We start from the raw sequence: 22,856 nt of genomic DNA on the forward strand, positions 1-22,856 counted from the left end.
CGTGACAAATCCCCGCAAGTGCGGGGACTTTCTGTATCATTTTTCATAAGTTTTGAATCTATCACGGAACTAAGCTGAATAGAATTTATCGTTGATTTAAGTCGGCTTTCTCATCGGAATAATCAATAATCACTTTTTTACATTCCCGGCATAGGTATGCCACTATAGCAGAGCCTTTCATAAATGATAGTTTGGAAAGGACAACCGATCCTTCGTGAAAATCCGCCCTCCCCAGTACTGGTCTTTTGGTTCCTCTTTTCCAGGACAACTCATGAGGACTCTGGATGATTCCCTGTTCCATCTCATTATTGCAATATGGACACGTCATTGCTAATCTACCCCCATAAACTTTGATTATCGTAGCAACCTGCTTACTATCCATATTATACACTGCACAGTAGCCCAAAGTCAAGGTTACATATATGGAATAACGCTAATTGAGCATTTCTGCTTCACGTATTTACATTATAGCGGCGATGTGCTATAATAGGTGATAAGAAACGAAAAAGAGCTATATATGGGACAGAAAGAGATCATTGACAGGGACACTTACTGAAAAATCAAGAAAATGAACCGCGAAGAGCTTATAAATTTCATTCTCAAATACGGAGATGAACTGCTCGGAGATCAAGGCAAAACAATTGATCTTCCAGCTCTTTAAGCAGAGCTAAGTAAGATCAAGGGTATAGGTGGTAAGCGTCTTGAGGAGATAATGGTCGTTATAGAGAAATTCTTAGATATTTAATAGCAGGAGGAATAATAATGAAAAAAGTAATAGGTACTTGCATTACTGTTGCAATGATACTTTCATCAATGTTTACAGCATTTCCTGTGAACGCTGTAAGTGCAGCTGACAGCAAAACTCTTACCACTGTTTCAGAGACTGCTGACTCTGGAGAATTACTGACTTTTGAGGAACTATATGCTTTGGAGGAAGACGAACTGAAGCAGTATTGTTCAGAACATAATCTGACATATAAAAGCAAAGAATACGCTGAAGAATGGGTCGCCTTCAGACCTGTGACCTGGGTAAATGTGAAGCTGAATGACTATATGCTGAAAGGCGAGAGTGATTTGCTGGAAAGCATCAATCGTAATGCTTTTAATAAAAAAATTACTATGATTATGACTTTGAGAAGATGACATCAGATTTGAATTTGCCCGAAAAATACTACAAATTCCATGCCGAAAAAAACGATTTTTCATATGGTTATCATTCCGAGAATGATGCCGACGGTAATCCTAAGTATACTTATCGAAAATACGCAGCGATATTTGTTGAGCCTGATCCGTCTGTTGCAAATGAGCGATCAATTGCAAGGCTGTACCAACTTATATATGTATGGACACAACAGAATCCGATCGTTTACGGAGGAACAACTATGATTTTGGTTCCTGCTTCTGACAGCCCGGTAGTTATTGAAGAACTTGATACACCGGGAGATGTTAACTCTGATGGGTATATCAACGCAGTTGATGCTTCTTCAGTACTTTCATATTATGCCCGTATATCTACAAATCAGGAAGGTGGATATGATGCAATTCAGAAGCTTAATGCAGATGTAAATCAAGACCGATTGATCAATGCTGTTGATGCATCGAATATCCTTGCGTATTATGCGTATGCTTCAACGACCAAAGAAGATATAGTCTCATTAGAGGCATATATGAAAAAGTAAATAGAAAAACAAGTCGGGCTTATGCCCGACTTGTTTTTCTATAATTACTTATTGAATAATGATAGTAAAATGCTAGATAAATGTCCGTGTGACAAAACAAAAAGCTCTCACATCAGAAAATGTGAGAAGCTAATGGATGAAAGATAATATTCGATAATGTGTAAGCTTTGAAATTCTGAATGATAAACCGTTTCCGTTATATTTCCGTTATTGACATAAAATTAGATGTGTATTTGAAACAAATCATGGAACGGCTGCTATTTTAAAATGGCTAAATATCCGGGATTATGAACTGTAAGTGATATAATGAAATTGTATCATTCTATTCTGGCAGACCAGATATATCTACGAGACTCGAACTATCGACGGCACAGTTCCTGTTAACGACGTATTTGAAGCTGCTAATCACTTCAAGTGCTTTGACTATATCCTTGATACTATTACTGAGGATTACATCAAGCAGCTACACCGTATGCTGAAGAACGGTATTATGGACGATGATGAAGATTATGCCGTCATCGGAGACTATAAGAAGTACCCTAATGAAGTCGAAGAGATAGAAACAGCTTTACCGGAAGAGGTCTCAGGGCTTGTAAAAGAGCTCCTCGGCAGGTTCGACAACAAGTCTGCTCTTGACCTGTATGATGTTGTCTAGTTACATACCGCTTTTGAAAAGCTACACCCATTCTACGACGGAAACGTTCGAATAGGCAGACTATTAATACTGAAACAATGTCTTGCCAACGAAATCGTCCCATTTTTCATCAACGAAGAAATCAAGCACTTCTACTATGTTGGACTAAAAGAATGGCAGATGTTGTATTACAGATATCGGAAAAATAATAACAAAATACATATGAATTTTAACAGAAATATCATTGCAAAAGCATTTCTATTATGCTATAATATTATTAACAATAATCAATGATATTGTAAGGATTTTACAATCCTGCATAAACCGAAGCACAAACCTGCTTCATAACATGAGAGGAGTGTGTTTTATGAAAAAGTTCATTGGATTACTGACAACCATGCTTATGACGGTATTTGTCTTGTCCTGCGGTATCTTTCCTGCGGCTATTGCCGCTGATGCAGAGGAGATAGCTTCGGGAAAAGAACTTATTGCAGGTAATATAAAAGATCTAGAATTTGAACAGTTCACAATAAAACTTGAAGGAGACTCAATAAAATTTATCACGAACAGTGTTGAATATCATTCCGATGGTTGCGGATATAATGCATCAGAATTCTCTATGGATGTAGCCACAAATGATAAAGTAACAATCAGATCGTATACTGATACCTGTTGTTTTACTCCCGAAAGCAACGGTAAATATATAGTTGTAGTTAATGAATATTTTAGGGATTACTATACTACTTTTGTTTCACTTGGTTTTAAGTATTTTATTCCTGTTATATGTCATGACAATATTGTTGATATAGACACCGACAATATTTACGTCTTGTGTAACACAGATTCAGATTCATATATCGTCAAGACTTCCGACAGAATTTACAAACGTCAGAGCGGAACTTATCCTATTGCTATTGTCTTGCCAAAAGATAAGGACATTTATTCATTGAAAAGATTTGATGCTAATATATTTGACATTGATAAAGCTATGTTTCTTCTTTTAAGCTGTTTTTTTAAAGATCATTTCTTTTTAGATAACAGGGAACTTATTTTGCTTAGCAGGGATAAACAAAGTGAATTTTATGCAAACTTTGATATTGACTCAACAACTATGCTTGACGGAGATCTTAGTCGCCGTTTCGGCAGTTTCAAAGCTGCATTCCAAAGGGATTTGTCTCCGGCAGGGATTGATTCGGTAAACGGCATGAAACCTGCCTCAAAAATATTTTTGGTTCATCCCAGCTATATTATAGATAACACCGTATTTCTGAATGACAGCAGCGGAATAACAAAATTCAGTTTTGATGTTAGCACAACAAAATATAAAGATTTAGACGGAATGGAATATGAGACAATTGATTTATTACCGGAGAAATTTATATCCGCTAAAATACCTGATAACGACGTAAACCTTGATGGTGAATTCGGCGTGGCAGATGTAGTAATATTGCAGGAATGGCTTCTCGGCAAAGGCGAAATGAATGAAATAAATGCTACACTTGCCGATGTCTGCAAAGATGGTATACTTGATGTTTTTGATCTTTGCATTATGAGAAAGAAGCTTATTGAATGATAAATCATAATCACCACTTGAAGAGGTGGTTTGCACAGCCCCTATTATAACATGATTCTTACCATGCAGAAAGATGGCAAAACAATATATTAGAGGACGGCTCTCGCCGTCCTCTATATAAACTATATAACCTCAAAACACGGTATATACAAAACTATCCTTACCACTTTTACCACTTTTTTCACGCAAAAGTTTTTCCAGGAACAAAAAAGTCCTCAAAGTCGATTGGGGAGTTTGGATAAATCGTTTCCGTGATATTTCCGTTATTGCGAAAAAATACGATGTATATTTGAAGTGAACTGTGCAAACACTGCAGTTAGAAAATGGCTAAAAATAGGGGAGTATGTGAACTGAGAGAAACAATGAAGTTATGTCATTCTATTCTGGCAGTGTGGGGGTCAGGGGTTCAAGTCCCCTATGCTCCACCAATACAAAAGGCTAAAAATAGGCGTTTCTTCTGAACGAGGGAACGCTTATTTATTTAACCAAAAGTGAAAGTGTCATAAATCTGTCATAGTGTTAATTGCGATATCTATATTTTAATAAGATTACACTATTTAAAGTAATGAGAATACAGAATACGAGGTTAGACAATGCAAAAAATTTTTAAATAATGTAGCTTCAGATCATTTTTTTGATAAGAGGTATCTTTTTTAGTATCCATATCATGCCTAAACAAACTGCAATAACTAAAACTACATGTAAAGCTATCAGTAAAAGATTGTTCATGTATTTACGTGATAGCAACAGTTTATTGCTTAAGATAATCGGCAAATAATGAAGAATATAAATTCCAAGAGTATTTTTTGATACAAGAACTACAATTTTGCTATTTTTTTGGTAATCTATACACAAACCATACCAAAAAACAGTGCTACACAGTACTGGTATAGAACTGTACCCACCACTGACATTATTCCACAAATGACCATCAAGCGTAACAGATTTAAAATATGCATAAGAATACAGTACCAAAGCAGAAATTACTATCCCGATGCAACATATCATATATCTCTTTTTTGCAGGAAATGCGGTGATCTTATCCTTGTACATGTATGCTAATCCTCCCAAACAAAAATATACTATAGCGTAGTTGGAAGTTATGAACATATCTAACAGCGGAAAAGTTACCAAAATAGGTTCTTTATCAAATGCCATATAAAAATATTCTAAAATGTGTGAAATAAAATTAAGGCCAAATGCAAAAAAGGCACTTATAGCTGTAAAATAAATAAATGCTTTTATATTGGTATCAAATAAGGCTTTAAGTGCAGGAAACCAAATATAAATACAAAACAGTTCCCCCATAAACCAAAAAAACTTTAATTCTTTATCCATATTTAATACACTGGAAACTAATCTTCCCCATTCAAACGTTTCATCTTTTATCCATTCATAAAGGAAAAATAGAACAGGACACCAAAAAACGGTCATTACTACCAGTTTTACGCATTTTGAGACGTGTTTTTTCAAATTAAAGGACTTGCTGAAAAGCAAATATCCGTTTACAAAAAAGAAAATTGGTACGCAAACAGATAATAATCCATTAAAGCAATAATTTACATTAGCCAATATAGATTTAGAATTTATAATATCTCTATCCGCATAAAAACTATGACTGCAAACTACGAAGGAAATAGCTATACATTTCATCAGATCCAAATTATAATATCTTTTTGTTTCCATATCTTTACCCTTTATCCATTAGATAATATGAGATTTGATTTAATTATACATTTATTTAAATGAAGTTTCTGCTGATTATTATAAATTATCTGTAAAGATGTAGTAAAACCGTTAAATTAAATAACATTTATATATTCCCTATAACATATGCCGAACCAATTATCGAAATAATTAATAACTATAAATCGTGATAAATAGGAAAATAAGAGCAGACAACCGGCATATGTCAATCATGGCAGGCGTATTCGGAGAGCTTGAACATGATATGATTTGCAGCCGCGTGAAGTCGGGTGTTGCAAATGCAAGGGCAAAGGGTAAGCAAATTGGCAGACCACAAATAACACTTGCTCAGATACCGCAAAAGGTAAAGGACAAATACAGCCTTTACAAAAACGGTGATATAACAAAGTGTGAGTATGCTAAAATGTGCGAGATAAGCAGACCGACACTGGACAAGTACATCAATTTGATGACCGAGACATTATAAAAGCAGCGGCGGCGGAGCGATAGCGAAGCCGCCTATTATTATACAATGATAATGCACTGGGAGATACCTTTACATTTTTTGTAGCCCTTCCATTTTCGGCAGCTGTGCAAGGTGTTGGCTATTATTCGTCGGCAAAAATATGAAGCTATCGAAGATGTGCAAATTTGCAAAAATATAATCTTGCAGATTGTGCAATCCTAAAAAAATAATATGTGTATTGATATATAGGTTAAAATGTGATATGCTATATTCACAAGCTTAAATATTAAGCACACAATTTAGCGAACGGAGATGTTACAATGATCGGACTAACATATATTATGCAGCTGGATGGCGTTACAGGTAAGCAACTGGCTGAGAGATTAGGCATTACGCCCTCAACAATATCTCAATGGGAAAAGCAAGTGCGCCCTATTTCTAAAGAAAGGCTGTCACAATTAAATGAGATATTTCCTTCATACGAAGAAAAATATTTTCAAAAAGAGCTTGATGAGATAGACAAGCTAATGTTAGACAATGCAAAAATAGACTCTCAAATCCGTAATTTAAGTAATGATGATGCACTTGCGTTAGTACAGGAGCGAAAACATTTGCAAAACGAAAAATTAATAAACGAGTCATTAATTGAGCAGCAGCGAGTTATTGAGGATATGGGCGTTATATTCGGCTATACTTACAACTTAAATGTTGACTCATTTTCGGACGTTTCTTTTCAGAGACTTCTTATCAGTCATTTTTCTGATCTTTGTACAATTGAAAAGAAAATACTTGCAAACTACTTTCAAAATGAAAGAGATGCAAATGCTTTCAAGGAGTCTTCTGCCGATATTATCAATGATATAAAGAAGTTTTCTAAAGGCTTACAAGGAACAATAGATTTCCTCGAAAAGCTAATTAGGTACAGCAATAAAAAATAAATCCGTCAAGGATTTTAGCAATTTGGAAAATCGCTTTTTGCGGCTCTCCGAGTTGATAAATATATAAAAAGAAAAAGCCCCGTCTGCATACGCACAACGAGCCTTTGACTTAACGACATAAAAATTATGTGGTTTAATATTTTTTGACACATTTATTGTACCACGCTTTAGACTTTATGTCAAGAGAAATTTTTGTAAACGTAAAAAGTTAGGTTTGTCTCTTAAAATACGGAGGTATAAATTGTCAGATGTGATTACATGACCGCAGAGGCTTTTAAAAACCATCTTCCTATGTATCAGAAATGAGGTGATAATCATAATAAAAAATCATAAGACTATAAATCAGTGCGGCTCAGTTAATGCGGTAAGAGTAATTGCAACGGCATATCTATATGTTAGATATAAAAAATGTTGCAGCTATCAGCTTAGATGGCGAACAGTGGAAAACAATTCCGTGCTTTCCTAATTATCTGATAAGTAATATGGGCAGAGTCTACGGAGGAAGATATAACCGCATAGTTAACGGCTCATATAACGAAAAAGGATACCGTATCATTGAGCTGTATTCTGACAAATTCCCAAAAGGGAAAAAGTTTAGAATTTGCCGCTTAGTTGCGGAGGCTTTTTGTAAAGGGTGTACTCCCCAAATGGAGATACACCATTGCAACCTTTGCCCATGTGATGACCGAGCAATTAACTTATTACCTGTAACACATGAGCAACACGTTGCGATACATAAGGCGATTGACAGGCTGTTGTCTGAATTGCTGGATATGATATCGCATTACAAAGTCACCGACAGTGAAAGCGAGGTGGCTGCATGAAAAAGGACAATTATAATGTTGACCTTATCGCAGGCATAGACACGTTGGAGATAACTTCTCCAACTTATGTAATGGGTGAATATCCATTTATTACCCATGACAGCAGTCGGCGTATTACTAAAGGCGATGGCGAAGAAAAATATAGATATCGCTTTAATCCTAATAATACGCTAATAGATGTTAGCACTTTTGAAGGATATAAAATTGCCCTTGATTAGGAGTCATACCAGGTTCCGGGTAGTAGCTTTTGTATTGATTATGCTGCCTTCCGTCAACGCCATAGCCGCAGGAAACTTTTATCTCATAAGAACCATTCTTTCTTTTTCTGAAAGTTGCCATATATTCAACCTCCGTTCAATAATATGGCGCGTTTCTATCAAGACCATTCTACCACAATCCGGTGGTAAAGTCCTGCAGGAACGCGCCCTTCGCTTTTTACGCAGTTTCGCCACGCAGGAATCTTAGGAATTTCTCCTTGTTTATGAGATATTTCTTGCCTGCCATAATGTGCGGAACCTGATCGTTTATGCACATCTGACGTACCCTGTATTCGGTCAGCCCTTCAACTAAAGCCGCCGCTTCCTTGATAGTCAGCATGATAATTTTGTTTTCGTTTATGTTTTCAGCCATAATAACCACTCTCCTTACTATTGGCTCTGTCATATTACTTATGTAATCTATAATTCTTGTTCTACTTTGGATTGACCTATAAGAGTATAATTATTGTATACTGCGGCCCCGAAGGGCGCCGCCACTATTAAAAACAACCATAAATATCCCTGAACTTCTCATAGAGAGGGGGCTCAACGAAGTCTACAACTTTGCCTTTCATGGTAAGAGCCTCGTTCTCGCCAGTCTCCTTGTTATATCCATCGAATTCAAGAATCGTGTCGCCAGCCTTGAACTTATTGAATCCAGCGTCGATAGCATCACGGTACAGTATAAGTCTTTTATATAGATATGATTATACTCAAAAAAACAAAATATTTTTCGTAGTATTTTACAAAGCTGAAAATTTTCAAAAAAGCGCGTAGTTTTTTCTTCTCATATCGTCTAATAAGTGAAAGCACACGAAAAGCTTTCGGAAAGGAGTACGTCTATGGACAACGGTGCAAGTAGCTACCGCCGTTTTCGTGACGAAGGTGATGTACACGGATTAGATGAGATCATAATAGAATACAGCGACGGCCTGATATTGTACCTGACAAGCATAGTCGGAAATATTCAGACAGCCGAAGAGCTTACGGAAGATACTTTTGTCCTTCTTGGTACAAAAAAGCCGAAGTACAAGGAAAAAAGCTCATTCAAGACATGGCTCTATACGATCGGCAGAAATATTGCGATAGATCATATACGCAAATATTCAAAGAGAAATTGTATTTCTATTGATGATACACCTGAAATGACAGATGATGAGGCTGCTGTAGAGGAATCTTACATCAAAAAAGAACAGCGGATCATGGTTCATAAGGCAATGCGAAAGCTGCCTCAGAAGTATCAGCAGGTGTTATGGCTCATATATTTTGAAGGGTTCAGTGATAAGGATGCGGCAAGGATAATGAAGAAGAGCCTTCGCAGTCTGGAATCTATGTTATATCGTGCTCGAAAATCACTCAGATCACAGCTTGAAACGGAGGGTTTTGATTATGTTGAAACATGAGGAAATGATCGAGAATGTACACCGCCGCATAGCTCAATATGAGGAGGAAAAGAAAATGAAACATTCTAAAATCAAAAATATTTTTTCTGCTGTAAAGCCAAACACCAAGGGTGAAGTTAATAAAAACAATGAGGATGGATATATTGAAGTTGTAAGCGGTACGGAAACTGTAAGAAGATCATCAAGTATGCTGCGTATGGTAAGCACCTTTGCAGCTTGTGCAGTACTTGCAGGAGGAATAGGTACAACAGGATACCTTATGCACAGACAGTCAAAGAATCAGCCGTCATCTGAGACAGACAATGTTGTGGCAACCACAACAGCCGCTTCTGAAACATTATGCCCCTTTGGAGATTTCACTGCCCGTGATTTCGTATTTATGAACGATGACGAAAATTGCGGCAGCTATTCAAAAGAAGCATACACAAAGATTGCTGAATATCTCAATACATTCAATTGGGGCGAAAAAATAGAAACAAACGAAAAAAATCCTCACACTCAGAGCCCATGTGCAATATACTGGGATGATGAGATAAATGACAGACATGTAATAGACATATATGATGACGGAATGGTATTCTACACCGTTTATCGTGAGCTTTCGGGCGGAAATGAAGATATCTTTGAAAAAGGCGTTTATAAGATCGACTTTAATAAGTTCGACAGTGAATTAAAGGCAATACTTGAAACTTATGTATATAGTAAGAGTATTTCTGAGGAGGATATTGCAAATCTTGTTGAAGTAAACCTTGAGAGTGTAAAGCTCTTTGACGGAAACAACTATGAAATAGTTCCTGTAAATGAAGGCTGCAAAGCTGAGTTAGCAGAATTCCTCAGCGGCGACTTTTTAAGAATGATAAAGCCTTCAAAGCCTGGCTTGTTGACAGGTGAACCAGCGGTATATTCCGTTGAACAGATATTCAATGTTGATGATAACACTAAGCGCCGCCAGACTTATTACATTTCTGAAAATGGTCATGTAAGCCGCTGTGAGTACAAAACTGATGAAAATGGAGTATGGCAGCCTGCAGAATATCAGAATTACTATATAGATTATAACAAGTTTGATGTAAAGATCATAGAGTTTTTAGAGAATTGCAATACAGAAAAAGTTACTGAAAGCAAGGAAGAGGAGGTGCCTCAGACAACTACTATCGACGAACGCGGACAGGATATGTCAGACATTCCTCCTGTTGATTATAATCATGATAATATGCAGGCGTACGATGATGACAATATCTTCTATTCAACATCAACCGGAATATATGTGTTGGACAGTAATGACAATATTATCGCATCAGGCAAAACACATGATATGGCAAAGCTCAAATCCGATATAGTTGACAAACTTGATTCTGCTATAAAATCAAATGTTGAATGTGAAGCTTTTAGTGATAATGATACTTATATAGGTTCTGTATTATGGAAATACAAAGATAATGACGGCAAACTCAAGTATTCAAATTTCATGATATATAACAATGGTCATGTTTTAGTATACTATTACGAATATAGCAGCTATTATGATGGAGGAGTAATGGATTGGCTGCCTTTCGGATGCGATGGTGGTGCTGTAAACATTGAAGCATTCAAATCCGAGCTTAATGAGTGCCTTAAGAATGCTGCATTATGAACAAAAGAATATATATAAATCGGCACTGACTTAAAGGTCAATGTCATTAAGCAAAGATAAATAGCTGGAAAAGCGATCTGTACTTAATGTACAGGTCGCTTTTTTTCACGTATTTACATTGTATAGGTGATATGGTATAATAGGTTACAAGAAACGAATAAGGAGCTATATATGGGACAGAAATAGATCATTGACAGGGATACATATCGAAAAATCAAGAAAATGAACCGTGAGGAGCTTACAAAGTTCATTCTCCGGTAGTGAAAGCATCAATAGATAAAATATAAGGAGCAAAATATGTTCAAAAACAAAGTAGCAGTAGTAACAGGCGGCGCAAATGGTATCGGAAAGTGCATAGCCGAGGAGTTCCGCAAAAACGGCGCAACTGTCTGTGTTATCGACAAGGCTGAGGGCGACCACTTCGTTGGGGATATCTCTGACAAATCCGTACTTGAAAAGTTTACACAGCATGTAATATCCGAGCACGGACACATCGACTATCTCATCAACAACGCTCTGCCGCTGATGAAGGGCGTTGACGAATGCAGCTATGAGGAGTTTCAGTATGCACTGTCAGTAGGCGTAACTGCGCCGTTTTATCTGTCAAAGCTGTTCGCGCCCTACTTCAATAAGGGCGGAAGTATAATAAACATATCGTCCTCCCGTGACCGTATGAGTCAGCCTCAGACCGAGAGCTATACTGCGGCAAAGGGCGGCATTGCTGCCCTCACTCACGCGCTTGCGGTCAGCCTTGCAGGCAAGGTGCGTGTGAACTCAATATCCCCAGGGTGGATTGATACGTCATACAAGGTTTACGAAGGTCCAGACGCCTATCAGCAGCCCTGCGGACGTGTGGGAAATCCCCTTGACATTGCCAATATGGTTCTTTTTCTATGCTCCGGCAAAGCAGGTTTCATTACAGGCGAGAACATCTGCATTGACGGTGGTATGACCAAGCAAATGATATATCACGGAGACAACGGCTGGAAACTTGAATGAACATATGCGATCCGCCCGTATGGGCGGATGTTTTGTTAGTATGACAGATTCAATTCTACAATGTATTTGCATATTACTGTGATATGATATATGATAGAAAAAAGGATCGGCATAAAACAGCCGATCCTTTTTTATCATATGTGTATTTTTGGTGCTTTTGAGTCAGACAGCATTGAAAGTTATTTGTGGAGTTCAGCCTTTACAGTTTCATATTCCAAAGCTGCTTCCGTTTCGGGAGCACCTGTCAGAAGCGAAACTATGATAATAGCTGCAAATGCGCAGAGGAATGCGGGAAGGAGCTCATATATTGAAAGTACGCCGCCCATAGGAGCAATTGCGAATTTCCATACGAATACCATTACTGCACCTACGATAAGTCCAGCCATAGCGCCCCATTTATTTGAACGCTTCCAGAAGAGTGCTGTCAGCATTACAGGTCCGAAAGTTGCACCGAAGCCAGCCCATGCAAAGGATACTACTCTGAATACCGAGCTGTCCTGATCCCATGCGAGCACAACGCCAAAGATTGCGATAACGAGGAGTACAACTCTCGCAACTAACATTGAAGCCTTATCGCTCATTTTTACATTGAATACGCCTTTAAGGATATTCTCTGACATTGATGATGAAGCTGCAAGGAGCTGTGAATCCGATGTGGACATAGTACATGCAAGGATACCTGCGAATACAAGTCCTGCAATAACAGCAAGTCCCACATGATGTTCGCTCATGTACTGAGCTATCTTGATAACTACCTTTTCGGAATTGCTGCCGTCAAGAGCTTCAAGCTTTCCGCTGGTTGAAAGAGCATTTCCGATAAAGCCGATAACTATTGCGATACCCATTGAGATAACTACCCATACGGAAGCTATTCTTCTTGAAGTCTTTATCTTGTTTTTGTTCTCGATAGCCATGAAGCGGAGAAGGATATGGGGCATACCGAAATAGCCCAGTCCCCATGCAAGAGTAGAGGATATAGTGAGGAATGTATACTTATCTGCTGCACCTGTTTCGGTATTGTGGATATGGCTCAGAGATAAGTATCCCTTCAATGAATCAGCATTTTCAATAACATTGCCGAAACCGCCTGCTGCATTGATACCGAAGATGACAATGCTTATAAGGGCAACGGTCATTACGATACTCTGGATAAGGTCAGTGGTGCTTGCTGCAAGGAATCCGCCTGTACAGGTATAGGAAATGATGATAGCAGCACTGATTATCATTGCAAGATGATAATCCCACCCAAACAGCGAACTGAACAGCTTTCCGCAGGCAGAGAAGCCTGAAGCGGTATAGGGAACGAAAAAGATGAGTATTATGAGAGCCGAAATGCCCATAAGTATCTTGCTCTTGTCCTTATATCGCTCAGAGAAAAAGTCAGGGATAGTGATAGCACCGCAGCGTTGGCTGTAGACTCTCAGCCGCTTTGCTACAAAGAGCCAGTTAAGATATGTACCGATGGCAAGTCCGATAGCGGTCCAGCCTGCTTCGGCACCGCCTGTGAGATAGGCAACTCCGGGAAGTCCCATGAGGAGCCAGCTGCTCATGTCTGATGCCTCTGCACTCATTGCAGTTACCAGAGGTCCAAGCTTACGTCCGCCGAGATAGAAATCGCCAACGTTTTCGTTTTTCTTTGAGAAGATAAAGCCTACTGCGACCATTAATATGAGATAAGCGATTATCGTCCCGATAATGATGATGTCTGTCGTGTTCATGTCTTACTCCTTTATAATTTATTTACGCCCAAAAGTAATTATTATCATTATATCTCATATTTTTCAATAAGTCAACATATTCCATGATATATCGGGAGCAAACAGTGTTCTGCATGGAGAAAACTTCTGCTGCCGATACAGGTAAAAATGACAAAAAGTTGATTTTAAAGGACGGCTTCATGCCGTCCTTTTTATATAATATATGACTTCAAAAATATAAGAAATACAAACAAGTTCTTACCACTTATACCACTTTTTTCACGCAAACTTTTCTGAAAAAGCTCTCACAGCCGAAACTGTGAAAGCCCAATGGTATCAATGATAATATGTAGGTAACGAGTAAGTTTAGAAATTCTGAATGAGAAGCCGTTTCCGTTATATTTCCGTTATCGCCATTAAGTCAGAACTGTTTTAGAAGAAAACTATGAAACAATCAGTATTTGGAAATGGCTAAAAATATGGGATAATAGACACTGAGTTGAGTAATGAATCTGTATCCTTCTATTCTGGCAGTGTGGGGGCAGGGGTTCAAGTCCCCTATGCTCCACTTAAAAAGAAAACGGACGTTTCTTCAGCACGAGGAAACGTCCGCTTTCTTTATGAACACACTAAAAGGAGAGAAAAATCATATATTGAACAATGCTCTGAGGATGTTTTGGAGCAATATATAAGCCGATTTATTTGAATTACATATATATAATCGTTTCAACGAGGGGAAAATGTACTAAATAAGAAAAAAATCGTGAAAAATCACAATAAAGCGTATATTTTTATGTGGTGTTTTAATATATGAACCACAAGACAAGGCGCAAAAAAGCTCCTCCGAGATCTCGGAGGAGCTGAACTTATTTTTTCATATAAGCAACTATTGGTTCAATATACTTCGGATTTGAAAAATCATGAGATTCCGAAATAGCTTCGATCATTGCTTTTTCATCCTCATCCTTTGTTTTCTTGCTTTTGAGCATAGCTGCAAAGGTTTTCATAAGCATTTTTGAGCCGAGAGACATTTTGTCATAATCGAGTCCGCCCTGGCAGTAAAAAGCCTTTGCGTACTGCTTCTGCTCATCTGTCAGTGTTTTTTCAAGAAGCTTGTTAACGCCCGAATAAAACGCAGGACTTGCACCAACACCAAAAATAGCTAATTTCTTTTCTTTCCAGCTCTCTATTCTGCTTGTAAACCATTCGGCACGGTTTATCTTTTCGACAGATACCCAACCGCCGTAGATGATAGCATCATAGTTTTTGAAATAAGAGTCTTCTTTTTTTATGGCTTTTTTTATTGACAGTATCTCTGCCCTGAGTTCATCGGCGATCCATTCTGCATATCTTTGTGTAAATCCTGTCTGTGATGAATAAATTATCAGTGTTTTCATATAAACTCCTTTTCGGAAACTCAGAGGAAGTCTCAGATAGCTGCGAAAGCCTGTTTGAGGTCATCGAGGATATCCTCAACGTTTTCAAGACCTACGGAAAGTCTGATAAGACCGCCGTTTATGCCGCAGGCAACAAGCTGTTCATCAGTGAGCTGACGGTGAGTAGCACTTGCAGGGTGAAGTACACAGGTGCGGATATCAGCAACGTGAACTTCGTTGGAAGCAAGCTTCAGGGAGTCCATAAACTTAACTGCGGTATTTCTGCCGCCCTTTATAACGAATGAGATAACGCCGCTTGTACCGCCCGGGAGATACTTCTGAGCCAGATCATAGTACTTATTGCTCTTTAGTGCAGGGTAGTTTACAGACTCTACTTTGTCATTGCTCTCAAGGAACTGAGCAACTGTAAGAGCGTTCTCGCAATACTGCTTCATACGGATAGGAAGTGTCTCAAGACCTAGGTTGAGGTAGAATGCGGACTGTGCTGACGGATAGCAGCCGAAGTCTCTCATGAGCTGCATTCTTGCCTTGATGATGTATGCAGCCTTGCCGTAAGCCTTTGTATAGATAGTGCCGTGGTAGCTCTCATCAGGCTCTGTGAACTCAGGGAACTTGCCGTTTGTCCAGTCAAAGTTGCCTGAATCAACGATAACGCCGCCGCCCTGTACAGCATGGCCGTCCATGTACTTTGTAGTTGAGTGAACGATGATGTCAGCACCGTGCTCAAAAGGTCTGCAAAGTATAGGAGTAGGGAAGGTGTTATCAATAATGAGAGGAACGTTGTTCTCGTGAGCTATCTTAGCGAATTTCTCTATATCGAATACTGCAAGAGCAGGATTTGCAAGAGTTTCACCGAATACAGCCTTTGTATTTGGCTTGAATGCGGCTCTTATCTCGTCCTCGGGAGCATCTGCGTCAACGAAAATGCACTCGATGCCAAGCTTTTTGAGTGTATATGCAAAGAGGTTTACAGTACCGCCGTAGATAGTAGCTGCTGAAATAAAACTGTCGCCTGCCTTCAAAATGTTGAGAAGTGAAAGCAGAGATGCAGCCTGACCGCTTGATGTACACATTGCACCTACGCCGCCTTCAAGTGCGTTTATCTTTTCCTCAACAGCCATTACTGTAGGATTTTCAAAACGTGAATAGATAAGGCTCTTGGTAGGATCATCGAATACTGCCGCTACGTCATCTGTTGAGTCATAGACGTAAGTTGTGCTCTGTACTATCGGCACAACTCTCGGCTCGGTATTCTTGGGTGTGTAGCCTGCGTGCAGGCATTTGGTTTCGATCTTCATTGTAGGGATACCTCCTGAAATATAGTTATCGCACTTTCCTGTGTATGATCCTTTGTACGTTTGGTACGCAGAATTCAAGGACAGCACAATATTTGTCGATGATAGTTATTACGTATGTCTCTTTATAGCTTGGCTTTGGTCTTGTCAAAGGCCACATATGCTTTTCAATCATATCCTTTTCAAGCATGGTTATGTCGGTAAGCTCAGATGCATTTGAAGAAGCCTGCATGGAATGGTGCTTGCTGTGAGAAGCCTGCCATTTCTGCCTTGAAGAGTTGTACTCCTTGCGGTCATAGTAGAAAAGATCGTGAAGAAGTCCCGCTCTTGCGGCTGAACGTGCATTGAGCCTGAATTTCCTGCAAACTATATAGCTGTAATAGGATACGTTGACACAGTGCTGGAAACGTGTGGTCGAGACATGATGAGTTATATTTTTCAGCTTATTGAGCTGCTGGCAGTCGATGATATCGCTGACACAGCTGTAATAGCTGTTATTGGTAAGATCTTTAGAGGAGCAGATCGCTTTAAGCATAGAATAAACGCCCCCTTTGGGAATTACATAAAAAGCAAAAAGCTTCAATGAATATTATACAATAAATATATCGAAAAATCAATAAGAAATGTAAAATAGCCTTATAAAAATATAATTGGATAAACCAATTATCGGCAAAAAAGTAGAAAATTTGCAAGTTCGTTGTGCAAAACGTACAAAGGGCGCGGCGATAATTCTACGATAAATCTAAAAACAGCCGAATTTATAAATTCACTGTAATAAAGTATTGCAAAATCTGTACGATAGTGCTATAATTTAAAATGAACTGCGGTATACGCAGAATTTAGTAAAGGAGGTTTTTTAACAATGGCGTTAAAAAATCAGTATCTCATCGATTTATTAGAAACAGTTAAGAAAAGAAATCCAGGCGAGCCTGAGTTTATCCAGGCTGTTACAGAGGTTCTTGAGACTCTCCAGCCTGTTGCTGAAAAGAGACAGGACCTTATTGACGCAGGCGTTTTCGATAGAATCGTAGAGCCTGAGAGACAGATCATGTTCCGTGTTCCTTGGGTTGACGACAACGGCAAGGTACAGGTTAACAGAGGTTTCAGAGTACAGTTCAACTCTGCTATCGGACCTTACAAGGGCGGTATCAGACTTCACCCATCAGTATATCTCGGAATCATCAAGTTCCTTGGTTTCGAGCAGGTATTCAAGAACAGCCTTACAACACTCCCTATGGGCGGCGGTAAGGGCGGTTCCGACTTCGACCCTAAGGGCAAGAGCGACGGAGAGATCATGCGTTTCTGCCAGAGCTTCATGACAGAGCTCTGCAAGCACATCGGCGCAGACTGCGACGTTCCTGCTGGTGATATCGGAACAGGCGCAAGAGAGATCGGCTTCATGTTCGGTCAGTACAAGAGAATCCGCAACGAGTTCGTTGGCGTTCTCACAGGTAAGGGCCTTACATACGGCGGTTCTCTGGCAAGAACAGAGGCTACAGGTTACGGTCTCTGCTACTTCACAAACGAAATGCTCGCTGCTAACGGCAAGAGCTTCAAGGGTCAGACAGTAGTTATCTCTGGTTCAGGTAACGTTGCTATCTACGCTACAGAGAAGGCTACACAGTACGGTGCTAAGGTAGTTACAGTTTCTGACTCAAACGGTTATATCTACGATCCAGACGGAATCGATCTTGATCTCGTTAAGCAGATCAAGGAGGTTGAGCGCGGCCGTATCAAGGAGTACGTCGGCAGATCTTCACACAAGAATGCTGAGTATCACGAGGGCAGCGTTTGGACACTCAAGTGCAATGCTGGCGATATCAAGCTTGACATCGCTCTTCCATGCGCTACACAGAACGAGATCAACGCTGACGGTGCTAAGGCAATCGTTGCTAACGGCGGTTACGCTGTAGCTGAGGGTGCTAATATGCCTTCAACTCCAGAGGCTATCGAGACATACCTTTCAAACGGCGTTCTCTATGGTCCTGCTAAGGCAGCTAACGCTGGCGGTGTTGCTACATCTGGTCTCGAAATGAGCCAGAACAGCGAGAGACTCAGCTGGACATTTGAAGAAGTTGACGAGAAGCTCCATGGTATCATGAAGTCTATCTTCAAGGCTTGCGATGACGCTGCTAAGGAGTACGGCATGGCTGGCAACTACATGGCTGGTGCTAACATTGCAGGCTTCCTCAAGGTTGCTGAGGCAATGAAGGCTCAGGGCTGCGTTTGATTGAATAAAAACTGATAGTGACTCATCAGTAGAGCAGTAAAGAATAATGACCTCCCGTTGTGCTAACCAACGGGAGGTTTTTGATTTATAAATTGCACAATTAACAGGTGTATAAATTGTTAAAAATATAGAATTTTACTAAATATACAATAATTATTGCTACCGAGCTTGAAATATGTGCAAGATGTGGTATAATATATCTGTAGTAATATTATCAATCTATTAATAAATTAAGATGAGGGGAGTATTATCCGATGAAAAAAACTATCATTACAATTGAACGACAGTACGGAAGCGGAGGTAGTATCATCGGTAAGCTTGCTGCTGATAAACTTGGTATCAATTGCTATAACCGACAGATACTGGAAATGACTGCTCAAAGATGCGGTATCGCCCCTGAATACCTTGAAAACGCTGAGGAAAATGTTCCGACAAGTTTTCTTTATTCGCTTCTTTTATCCGCTAATCCTGCAAGAACTATGGAGGAAAATCTTCCGCTTTCCGATAAGGTGTTCCTTATGGAGAGCCGTATTATTAATGAGATAGCCGAAAACGAGAAGAGCTTCGTGCTTGTTGGCAGATGCGGAAATTATATCCTTGAAGAAAAGGGCTGTTTCAGCGTTTACATTTATGCTGATGCGGAGTCTCGCGTAAAACGTGCGATCGAGGAGTACGGTGTCAGCGAGAATAAGGCTGAAAATATTATGAAAAAGGCAGATAAACGCCGCGAAACTTTCTATAACGTAAATACAGGAAAAACATGGCAGGACAAGGATCAGTATGAGCTTTGTCTGAACAGTGCGGTGCTCGGCGATGAGCTTTGTGCGGACATAATCGTGAAGGCTTATCAAGAGTACAATGCACGTTTTGGAGAATAATAAATTGTATGGAATAAATCAGCTCCTTTTGTGGGATAATACCCCGAAAGGAGCTGTTTTCATGTGTGTTGTTCTTATTCGTTCGGTCATGCTGTATATTCTGGTCATTTTCGCCGTAAGGCTCATGGGAAAGCGTCAGCTTGGTGAACTTCAACCCTCCGAGCTTGTTATCACTATCCTCGTTTCAAATATCGCAACACTGCCTATCGAGGACGTGAATATCCCTGTAGTTGTTGGCGTTACGCCTATTCTCGCACTGGTGTGCTTTGAGGTGATAGTGTCGTGTCTCAACCTTAAATTTCCAAAGCTTAGAAGGCTTATATCGGGCAGTCCTAAAATAGTGGTTCGCGGCGGCTGTATTGAGCGTGATATACTCCGTGAGCTGAGGTTTTCGGCTGATGATCTGCTCATGGCACTTCGCGGCAAGGATATTTTCGACCTTAGCGAGGTGCAGTACGCAATTGTAGAAACTACGGGAAGCATATCCGTAATGAAAAAGCCTACCGAGGCTCCTCCCACAAGAACTGATATGAAAATTGCTGCGGACTGTTCCGACCCTCCCGTACTTATTATTTCTGACGGCAGATTGATCTGCAAGGCTATGGAATCGCTGAAGCTTTCACGGAGTACAGTTGAAGCTGAACTGAAAAAGAATGGGCTGTCGATTGAAGATGTCTTTATAATGACGGCTGATGACAGCGGAAACTGCTTCGTTGCAGACAAGCAGGGGAGTCCGCCGAAGAAGCTGAGGATAGGTGAGAATAATGACGAGAGTTAAGGTAAGTGCATCAATACTTCTTCTCCTTGTGGGGATAAGTGTTTTTTCAAGTATATGGGTAAATCGCAGCTGCGATGATATACTGGGGGAAATTGATTTTATTTATGATCTTGCGGAAAACGGTGATAATTACAATGCGGCTGTTAATGCAAGGAAAATGAACGCGGATTGGGAGAGCTTCCGCGAAAAGGCTTCTGTATTGTTGAAATATGACAAGCTTGTGGAGATAGATCGCCTGTGCTCGCGTATAGTTCATCTTGCGGAGAATGAAGAGGACGAAATGACAGCTGAGCTTGCAGAGCTCCGCGATATGCTTGAAATGCTGAAAAGTGGGGAAACGCCGCTGTTTACAAGTGTGTTTTGATGAAAAAAGGGACGTAAAAACGTCCCTTGAAACATCTTATTTATACATGAGAAATACTTATTCCCTCAGACGAAATATCGTCAAAGTTGAATGTCTGGTCTATATCTATTTTGTCTTCCTTTAAGCCGTTCTCTTCAAGACCTCTTGTCCAGCCAGTACATGACACGGTGTGATTTGCGGTGTCAACGCTGAATGAAAGGTCAAAATCTTCACAGTTCCAGCTGTTTGACTGATAGAAACAAAATGGTATTTCAGTGCCGTTATATTCTATAATAAAATTGTAACGACCATATTCGCCTGCACGGGTTCTGATCTTACTGCCGATAACGTGAACTTTCTCGGCTTTACTCTGGTGAGTACAAGTTATCTCGCAGTCCGAGATTGCCACTTTTTTGCCGTCAAAAGATACAGATACATTTCCCTTTATTCTGCTGAATGGATAAATATACCCAAAAAATACCGATGGAGCGGCAAATCTGAGGATAGTTGATATTATAACGACTACAATTAAAATTGGCAGGAATCTTTTGATATGCTTCTTCATTTTATCATAATGAACAACCAACTCACAAATTACTTTTCAAGAGTTCCGTGTGAGAGCGACTTCAGATAAGCATTGATGAAGCCGTCGATGTCGCCGTCCATAACTGCCTGTATGTTGCCGTTTTCATAGCCTGTACGTGTGTCCTTTACAAGAGTATATGGCATGAATACATAGGAACGTATCTGTGAACCCCATGCTATCTGGTTCTGAACGCCCTTGATATCCTCGATCTTTTCGAGGTGCTCGCGCTCCTTGATCTCGATGAGCTTTGAACGGAGCATCTTCATAGCGTAGTCCTTGTTCTGGTACTGGCTTCGCTGAGTCTGGCATGATACAACAATACCTGTAGGCTTATGGATAAGACGTACAGCCGAGCTGGTCTTGTTTACTTTCTGTCCGCCTGCACCGCTTGAACGGTAAACTTCCATTTCGATATCCTCGGGACGGATATCAACTTCGATAGAGTCATCGAGCTCAGGCATTACTTCAAGTGCTGCGAATGAGGTGTGTCTGCGTCCCTGTGCATCAAAAGGAGATACACGGACAAGTCTGTGAACGCCCGACTCCGACTTCATATAGCCGTATGCGTTTTCACCCTCGATAAGGATAGAAGCGGATTTAAGTCCTGCATCGTCACCGTCAAGATAGTCAAGAAGCTCTACCTTGAAATCATGACGCTCAGCCCAGTGGTTGTACATACGATAGAGCATTTCTGCCCAGTCCTGAGCCTCTGTTCCACCTGCACCTGCATGGAAAGTAAGGATAGCATTTGCGTTGTCATACTCGCCTGTAAGGAGAGTTGAAAGTTTTTCTTCCTCAAGCCTTGTCTTGAATGCTTCGGACTCTTTCTTTATTTCCTCGATGTCGCTTTCGTCATCAGCTTCTATAGAAAGCTCGATAAGTGTGATAAGGTCCTCAAGGCTGTCATTGAGTTTGTTGAACTTCTCGATCTTTCTTTCAAGAGACTTCTGCTCTTTCAGTACCTTCTGGGAATTTTCCAGGTCGTCCCAGAAGCCTTCCTTGGCAGTTTCTTCGCCAAGCTCAGCTACTCTTTTCTTAGCAGCTTCTATATTCAGTACGTCGGCAAGCTCCTTCATTTCAGCGCGGTAGCCTGTCATTTCGACTCTGAGTTCATCAAGTATTATCATAGCTGTAATTCCTTTCAAACATAGATACATATATTATATCACAGTTTTGGACTGAACGCAAGGGGGGAGAGCCAGTTTTTTGCAAATATTTAGCAGTGGTTAGTTGTTAGTGGTTAGTGATTAGTGAGTAGTGTAAGAGCTGCCTTTGGCAGTCCGTGAGTGTAAAAAAGCTAACCTACTCTCACACAAGTCAAGTGGTACGCCGAGGGCGGCGTACCCTACAAGTCTGCTTTCTAACCACTAATCACTATTCACTATTCGCTAACTAATATCTACTCACTATTTTGTCTTGACAAACAAGAATTTATCGTGTATAATAAAAAAGTATTCAAAGGCGATGATGAAGAGGAGTACGCAGGATACCCGATTTTCAGAGAGCTGCCGTATGGTGTAAGGCAGTATGACGGACTTGCGGAAGTAGCTTCGGAGCTTC

Annotated in this window: 24 protein-coding genes, 1 tRNA gene, 1 pseudogene and 1 other annotated feature (1 of these 27 only partly in view); of the genes and pseudogenes, 17 read left to right on the plus strand and 9 right to left on the minus strand. The window is 40.0% G+C overall.

From position 1 onward, the window contains the following. Positions 1-85: 85 nt before the first annotated feature. A complete protein-coding gene (locus tag QZZ41_RS09940; protein WP_295071257.1) occupies positions 86-382 on the minus strand; it encodes a PF20097 family protein in 297 nt (98 codons plus the stop codon). Between the two features lie 380 nt (positions 383-762). Between QZZ41_RS09940 and QZZ41_RS09945 the strand changes: the two genes are divergently transcribed. From QZZ41_RS09945 to QZZ41_RS09965, 6 genes and pseudogenes are all read left to right on the plus strand, one after another. Further along, entirely contained in the window at positions 763-1,143 is a 381-nt protein-coding gene (locus tag QZZ41_RS09945; RefSeq protein WP_295071260.1) for a hypothetical protein, read from the plus strand. Between the two features lie 8 nt (positions 1,144-1,151). Continuing rightward, on the plus strand, positions 1,152-1,679 hold the full coding sequence (locus QZZ41_RS09950; RefSeq protein WP_295071262.1) for a dockerin type I domain-containing protein: 528 nt from the start codon (positions 1,152-1,154) through the stop codon (positions 1,677-1,679). A gap of 472 nt (positions 1,680-2,151) precedes the next feature. Beyond that, a complete protein-coding gene (locus QZZ41_RS09955) occupies positions 2,152-2,334 on the plus strand; it encodes a hypothetical protein (protein WP_295071265.1) in 183 nt (60 codons plus the stop codon). Positions 2,335-2,343: 9 nt separating this feature from the next. Next, positions 2,344-2,607, plus strand: a pseudogene (locus tag QZZ41_RS15440) (Fic family protein); the annotation flags it as partial. A 73-nt stretch (positions 2,608-2,680) separates the two neighbouring features. After that, a complete protein-coding gene (locus QZZ41_RS09960) occupies positions 2,681-3,886 on the plus strand; it encodes a dockerin type I repeat-containing protein (RefSeq protein WP_295071267.1) in 1,206 nt (401 codons plus the stop codon). A gap of 338 nt (positions 3,887-4,224) precedes the next feature. Continuing rightward, positions 4,225-4,314: transfer RNA gene (locus QZZ41_RS09965), tRNA-Ala, on the plus strand. A 193-nt stretch (positions 4,315-4,507) separates the two neighbouring features. On the opposite strand, the gene QZZ41_RS09970 is transcribed toward QZZ41_RS09965, so the two are convergent. Beyond that, entirely contained in the window at positions 4,508-5,572 is a 1,065-nt protein-coding gene (locus QZZ41_RS09970; RefSeq protein WP_295071269.1) for an acyltransferase, read from the minus strand. Between the two features lie 223 nt (positions 5,573-5,795). On the opposite strand from QZZ41_RS09970, the gene QZZ41_RS09975 reads away from it, so the two are divergent. The 4 genes from QZZ41_RS09975 to QZZ41_RS09990 all read left to right on the plus strand — a co-directional run bounded on the left by QZZ41_RS09975 (position 5,796) and on the right by QZZ41_RS09990 (position 8,018). Next, positions 5,796-6,059: a hypothetical protein gene (locus QZZ41_RS09975; RefSeq protein ID WP_295071272.1), complete on the plus strand. Its 264-nt coding sequence runs from the start codon at positions 5,796-5,798 to the stop codon at positions 6,057-6,059. Positions 6,060-6,358: 299 nt separating this feature from the next. After that, the gene (locus QZZ41_RS09980) at positions 6,359-6,976 is read left to right on the plus strand and encodes a helix-turn-helix transcriptional regulator (RefSeq protein ID WP_295071274.1); all 618 of its coding nucleotides are present in this window, start codon (positions 6,359-6,361) and stop codon (positions 6,974-6,976) included. A gap of 392 nt (positions 6,977-7,368) precedes the next feature. Continuing rightward, positions 7,369-7,800, plus strand: coding sequence for an NUMOD4 domain-containing protein (locus QZZ41_RS09985; RefSeq protein WP_295071277.1), 432 nt, complete (start codon positions 7,369-7,371; stop codon positions 7,798-7,800). Then, complete coding sequence (locus QZZ41_RS09990) at positions 7,797-8,018, plus strand: hypothetical protein (protein WP_295071280.1); 222 nt, start codon at positions 7,797-7,799, stop codon at positions 8,016-8,018. Before QZZ41_RS09985 ends, QZZ41_RS09990 begins: the two co-directional genes overlap by 4 nt. Before the next feature lie 217 nt (positions 8,019-8,235). Here QZZ41_RS09990 and QZZ41_RS09995 read toward each other — a convergent pair whose 3' ends face one another. Then, positions 8,236-8,430 carry a DNA-binding protein gene (locus tag QZZ41_RS09995; RefSeq protein ID WP_295071283.1) on the minus strand — a complete coding sequence of 65 codons (195 nt, stop codon included), beginning with the start codon at positions 8,428-8,430 and terminating at the stop codon, positions 8,236-8,238. A gap of 469 nt (positions 8,431-8,899) precedes the next feature. Here QZZ41_RS09995 and QZZ41_RS10000 point away from each other — a divergent pair, with 469 nt between their 5' ends. The 3 genes from QZZ41_RS10000 to QZZ41_RS10010 all read left to right on the plus strand — a co-directional run bounded on the left by QZZ41_RS10000 (position 8,900) and on the right by QZZ41_RS10010 (position 12,092). Next, on the plus strand, positions 8,900-9,460 hold the full coding sequence (locus QZZ41_RS10000; RefSeq protein ID WP_295071286.1) for an RNA polymerase sigma factor: 561 nt from the start codon (positions 8,900-8,902) through the stop codon (positions 9,458-9,460). A 55-nt stretch (positions 9,461-9,515) separates the two neighbouring features. Then, the gene (locus QZZ41_RS10005) at positions 9,516-11,093 is read left to right on the plus strand and encodes a hypothetical protein (RefSeq protein WP_295071288.1); all 1,578 of its coding nucleotides are present in this window, start codon (positions 9,516-9,518) and stop codon (positions 11,091-11,093) included. Positions 11,094-11,390: 297 nt separating this feature from the next. Beyond that, a complete protein-coding gene (locus tag QZZ41_RS10010; protein ID WP_295071290.1) occupies positions 11,391-12,092 on the plus strand; it encodes an SDR family oxidoreductase in 702 nt (233 codons plus the stop codon). Between the two features lie 179 nt (positions 12,093-12,271). Here the strand turns inward: QZZ41_RS10010 and QZZ41_RS10015 are convergent, their stop codons facing one another. From QZZ41_RS10015 to QZZ41_RS10030, 4 genes are all read right to left on the minus strand, one after another. Then, positions 12,272-13,810, minus strand: coding sequence for a sodium/proline symporter (locus QZZ41_RS10015; protein WP_295071293.1), 1,539 nt, complete (start codon positions 13,808-13,810; stop codon positions 12,272-12,274). Positions 13,811-14,655: 845 nt separating this feature from the next. Continuing rightward, on the minus strand, positions 14,656-15,186 hold the full coding sequence (locus QZZ41_RS10020; RefSeq protein ID WP_295071297.1) for a flavodoxin domain-containing protein: 531 nt from the start codon (positions 15,184-15,186) through the stop codon (positions 14,656-14,658). 32 nt (positions 15,187-15,218) lie between these two features. Next, complete coding sequence (locus QZZ41_RS10025) at positions 15,219-16,484, minus strand: O-acetylhomoserine aminocarboxypropyltransferase/cysteine synthase family protein (protein WP_295071300.1); 1,266 nt, start codon at positions 16,482-16,484, stop codon at positions 15,219-15,221. Positions 16,485-16,509: 25 nt separating this feature from the next. After that, complete coding sequence (locus tag QZZ41_RS10030; protein WP_295071303.1) at positions 16,510-17,016, minus strand: HD domain-containing protein; 507 nt, start codon at positions 17,014-17,016, stop codon at positions 16,510-16,512. A gap of 327 nt (positions 17,017-17,343) precedes the next feature. Between QZZ41_RS10030 and gdhA the strand changes: the two genes are divergently transcribed. The 4 genes from gdhA (at position 17,344) to QZZ41_RS10050 (ending at position 20,731) form a co-directional block, all read left to right on the plus strand. Beyond that, positions 17,344-18,711, plus strand: a complete 1,368-nt coding sequence (gene gdhA, locus QZZ41_RS10035) for an NADP-specific glutamate dehydrogenase (RefSeq protein ID WP_295071305.1) — start codon at positions 17,344-17,346, stop codon at positions 18,709-18,711. A gap of 254 nt (positions 18,712-18,965) precedes the next feature. Next, positions 18,966-19,589 carry an AAA family ATPase gene (locus tag QZZ41_RS10040; RefSeq protein WP_295071308.1) on the plus strand — a complete coding sequence of 208 codons (624 nt, stop codon included), beginning with the start codon at positions 18,966-18,968 and terminating at the stop codon, positions 19,587-19,589. 61 nt (positions 19,590-19,650) lie between these two features. Continuing rightward, positions 19,651-20,367 (plus strand): DUF421 domain-containing protein, encoded by a 717-nt coding sequence (locus tag QZZ41_RS10045; RefSeq protein ID WP_295071311.1) that lies wholly within the window; start codon positions 19,651-19,653, stop codon positions 20,365-20,367. Beyond that, on the plus strand, positions 20,354-20,731 hold the full coding sequence (locus QZZ41_RS10050; protein ID WP_295071314.1) for a DUF4363 family protein: 378 nt from the start codon (positions 20,354-20,356) through the stop codon (positions 20,729-20,731). The genes QZZ41_RS10045 and QZZ41_RS10050 overlap by 14 nt, the downstream gene beginning before the upstream one ends. Positions 20,732-20,771: 40 nt before the next feature. On the opposite strand, the gene QZZ41_RS10055 is transcribed toward QZZ41_RS10050, so the two are convergent. After that, positions 20,772-21,275 (minus strand): hypothetical protein, encoded by a 504-nt coding sequence (locus QZZ41_RS10055; RefSeq protein ID WP_295071317.1) that lies wholly within the window; start codon positions 21,273-21,275, stop codon positions 20,772-20,774. Positions 21,276-21,304: 29 nt separating this feature from the next. Beyond that, positions 21,305-22,423 (minus strand): peptide chain release factor 2, encoded by a 1,119-nt coding sequence (gene prfB, locus QZZ41_RS10060; RefSeq protein ID WP_295071320.1) that lies wholly within the window; start codon positions 22,421-22,423, stop codon positions 21,305-21,307. 328 nt (positions 22,424-22,751) lie between these two features. After that, positions 22,752-22,856, plus strand: a binding site (T-box leader) (it continues 134 nt past the right edge of the window).

The organism is Ruminococcus sp. (genome assembly GCF_016283395.1).

What these genes read in the sequence shown, in the direction of transcription:
- QZZ41_RS09940 (WP_295071257.1), bottom strand. Translation starts at nt 382, where the DNA reads ATGGATAGTAAGCAGGTTGCTACGATAATCAAAGTTTATGGGGGTAGA.
- QZZ41_RS09945 (WP_295071260.1), top strand. Translation starts at nt 763, where the DNA reads ATGAAAAAAGTAATAGGTACTTGCATTACTGTTGCAATGATACTTTCA.
- QZZ41_RS09955 (WP_295071265.1), top strand. Translation starts at nt 2,152, where the DNA reads ATGCTGAAGAACGGTATTATGGACGATGATGAAGATTATGCCGTCATC.
- QZZ41_RS09960 (WP_295071267.1), top strand. Translation starts at nt 2,681, where the DNA reads ATGAAAAAGTTCATTGGATTACTGACAACCATGCTTATGACGGTATTT.
- QZZ41_RS09970 (WP_295071269.1), bottom strand. Translation starts at nt 5,572, where the DNA reads ATGGAAACAAAAAGATATTATAATTTGGATCTGATGAAATGTATAGCT.
- QZZ41_RS09975 (WP_295071272.1), top strand. Translation starts at nt 5,796, where the DNA reads ATGTCAATCATGGCAGGCGTATTCGGAGAGCTTGAACATGATATGATT.
- QZZ41_RS09980 (WP_295071274.1), top strand. Translation starts at nt 6,359, where the DNA reads ATGATCGGACTAACATATATTATGCAGCTGGATGGCGTTACAGGTAAG.
- QZZ41_RS09985 (WP_295071277.1), top strand. Translation starts at nt 7,369, where the DNA reads ATGTTAGATATAAAAAATGTTGCAGCTATCAGCTTAGATGGCGAACAG.
- QZZ41_RS09990 (WP_295071280.1), top strand. Translation starts at nt 7,797, where the DNA reads ATGAAAAAGGACAATTATAATGTTGACCTTATCGCAGGCATAGACACG.
- QZZ41_RS09995 (WP_295071283.1), bottom strand. Translation starts at nt 8,430, where the DNA reads ATGGCTGAAAACATAAACGAAAACAAAATTATCATGCTGACTATCAAG.
- QZZ41_RS10000 (WP_295071286.1), top strand. Translation starts at nt 8,900, where the DNA reads ATGGACAACGGTGCAAGTAGCTACCGCCGTTTTCGTGACGAAGGTGAT.
- QZZ41_RS10005 (WP_295071288.1), top strand. Translation starts at nt 9,516, where the DNA reads ATGAAACATTCTAAAATCAAAAATATTTTTTCTGCTGTAAAGCCAAAC.
- QZZ41_RS10010 (WP_295071290.1), top strand. Translation starts at nt 11,391, where the DNA reads ATGTTCAAAAACAAAGTAGCAGTAGTAACAGGCGGCGCAAATGGTATC.
- QZZ41_RS10015 (WP_295071293.1), bottom strand. Translation starts at nt 13,810, where the DNA reads ATGAACACGACAGACATCATCATTATCGGGACGATAATCGCTTATCTC.
- QZZ41_RS10020 (WP_295071297.1), bottom strand. Translation starts at nt 15,186, where the DNA reads ATGAAAACACTGATAATTTATTCATCACAGACAGGATTTACACAAAGA.
- QZZ41_RS10025 (WP_295071300.1), bottom strand. Translation starts at nt 16,484, where the DNA reads ATGAAGATCGAAACCAAATGCCTGCACGCAGGCTACACACCCAAGAAT.
- QZZ41_RS10030 (WP_295071303.1), bottom strand. Translation starts at nt 17,016, where the DNA reads ATGCTTAAAGCGATCTGCTCCTCTAAAGATCTTACCAATAACAGCTAT.
- gdhA (WP_295071305.1), top strand. Translation starts at nt 17,344, where the DNA reads ATGGCGTTAAAAAATCAGTATCTCATCGATTTATTAGAAACAGTTAAG.
- QZZ41_RS10040 (WP_295071308.1), top strand. Translation starts at nt 18,966, where the DNA reads ATGAAAAAAACTATCATTACAATTGAACGACAGTACGGAAGCGGAGGT.
- QZZ41_RS10045 (WP_295071311.1), top strand. Translation starts at nt 19,651, where the DNA reads ATGTGTGTTGTTCTTATTCGTTCGGTCATGCTGTATATTCTGGTCATT.
- QZZ41_RS10050 (WP_295071314.1), top strand. Translation starts at nt 20,354, where the DNA reads ATGACGAGAGTTAAGGTAAGTGCATCAATACTTCTTCTCCTTGTGGGG.
- QZZ41_RS10055 (WP_295071317.1), bottom strand. Translation starts at nt 21,275, where the DNA reads ATGAAGAAGCATATCAAAAGATTCCTGCCAATTTTAATTGTAGTCGTT.
- prfB (WP_295071320.1), bottom strand. Translation starts at nt 22,423, where the DNA reads ATGATAATACTTGATGAACTCAGAGTCGAAATGACAGGCTACCGCGCT.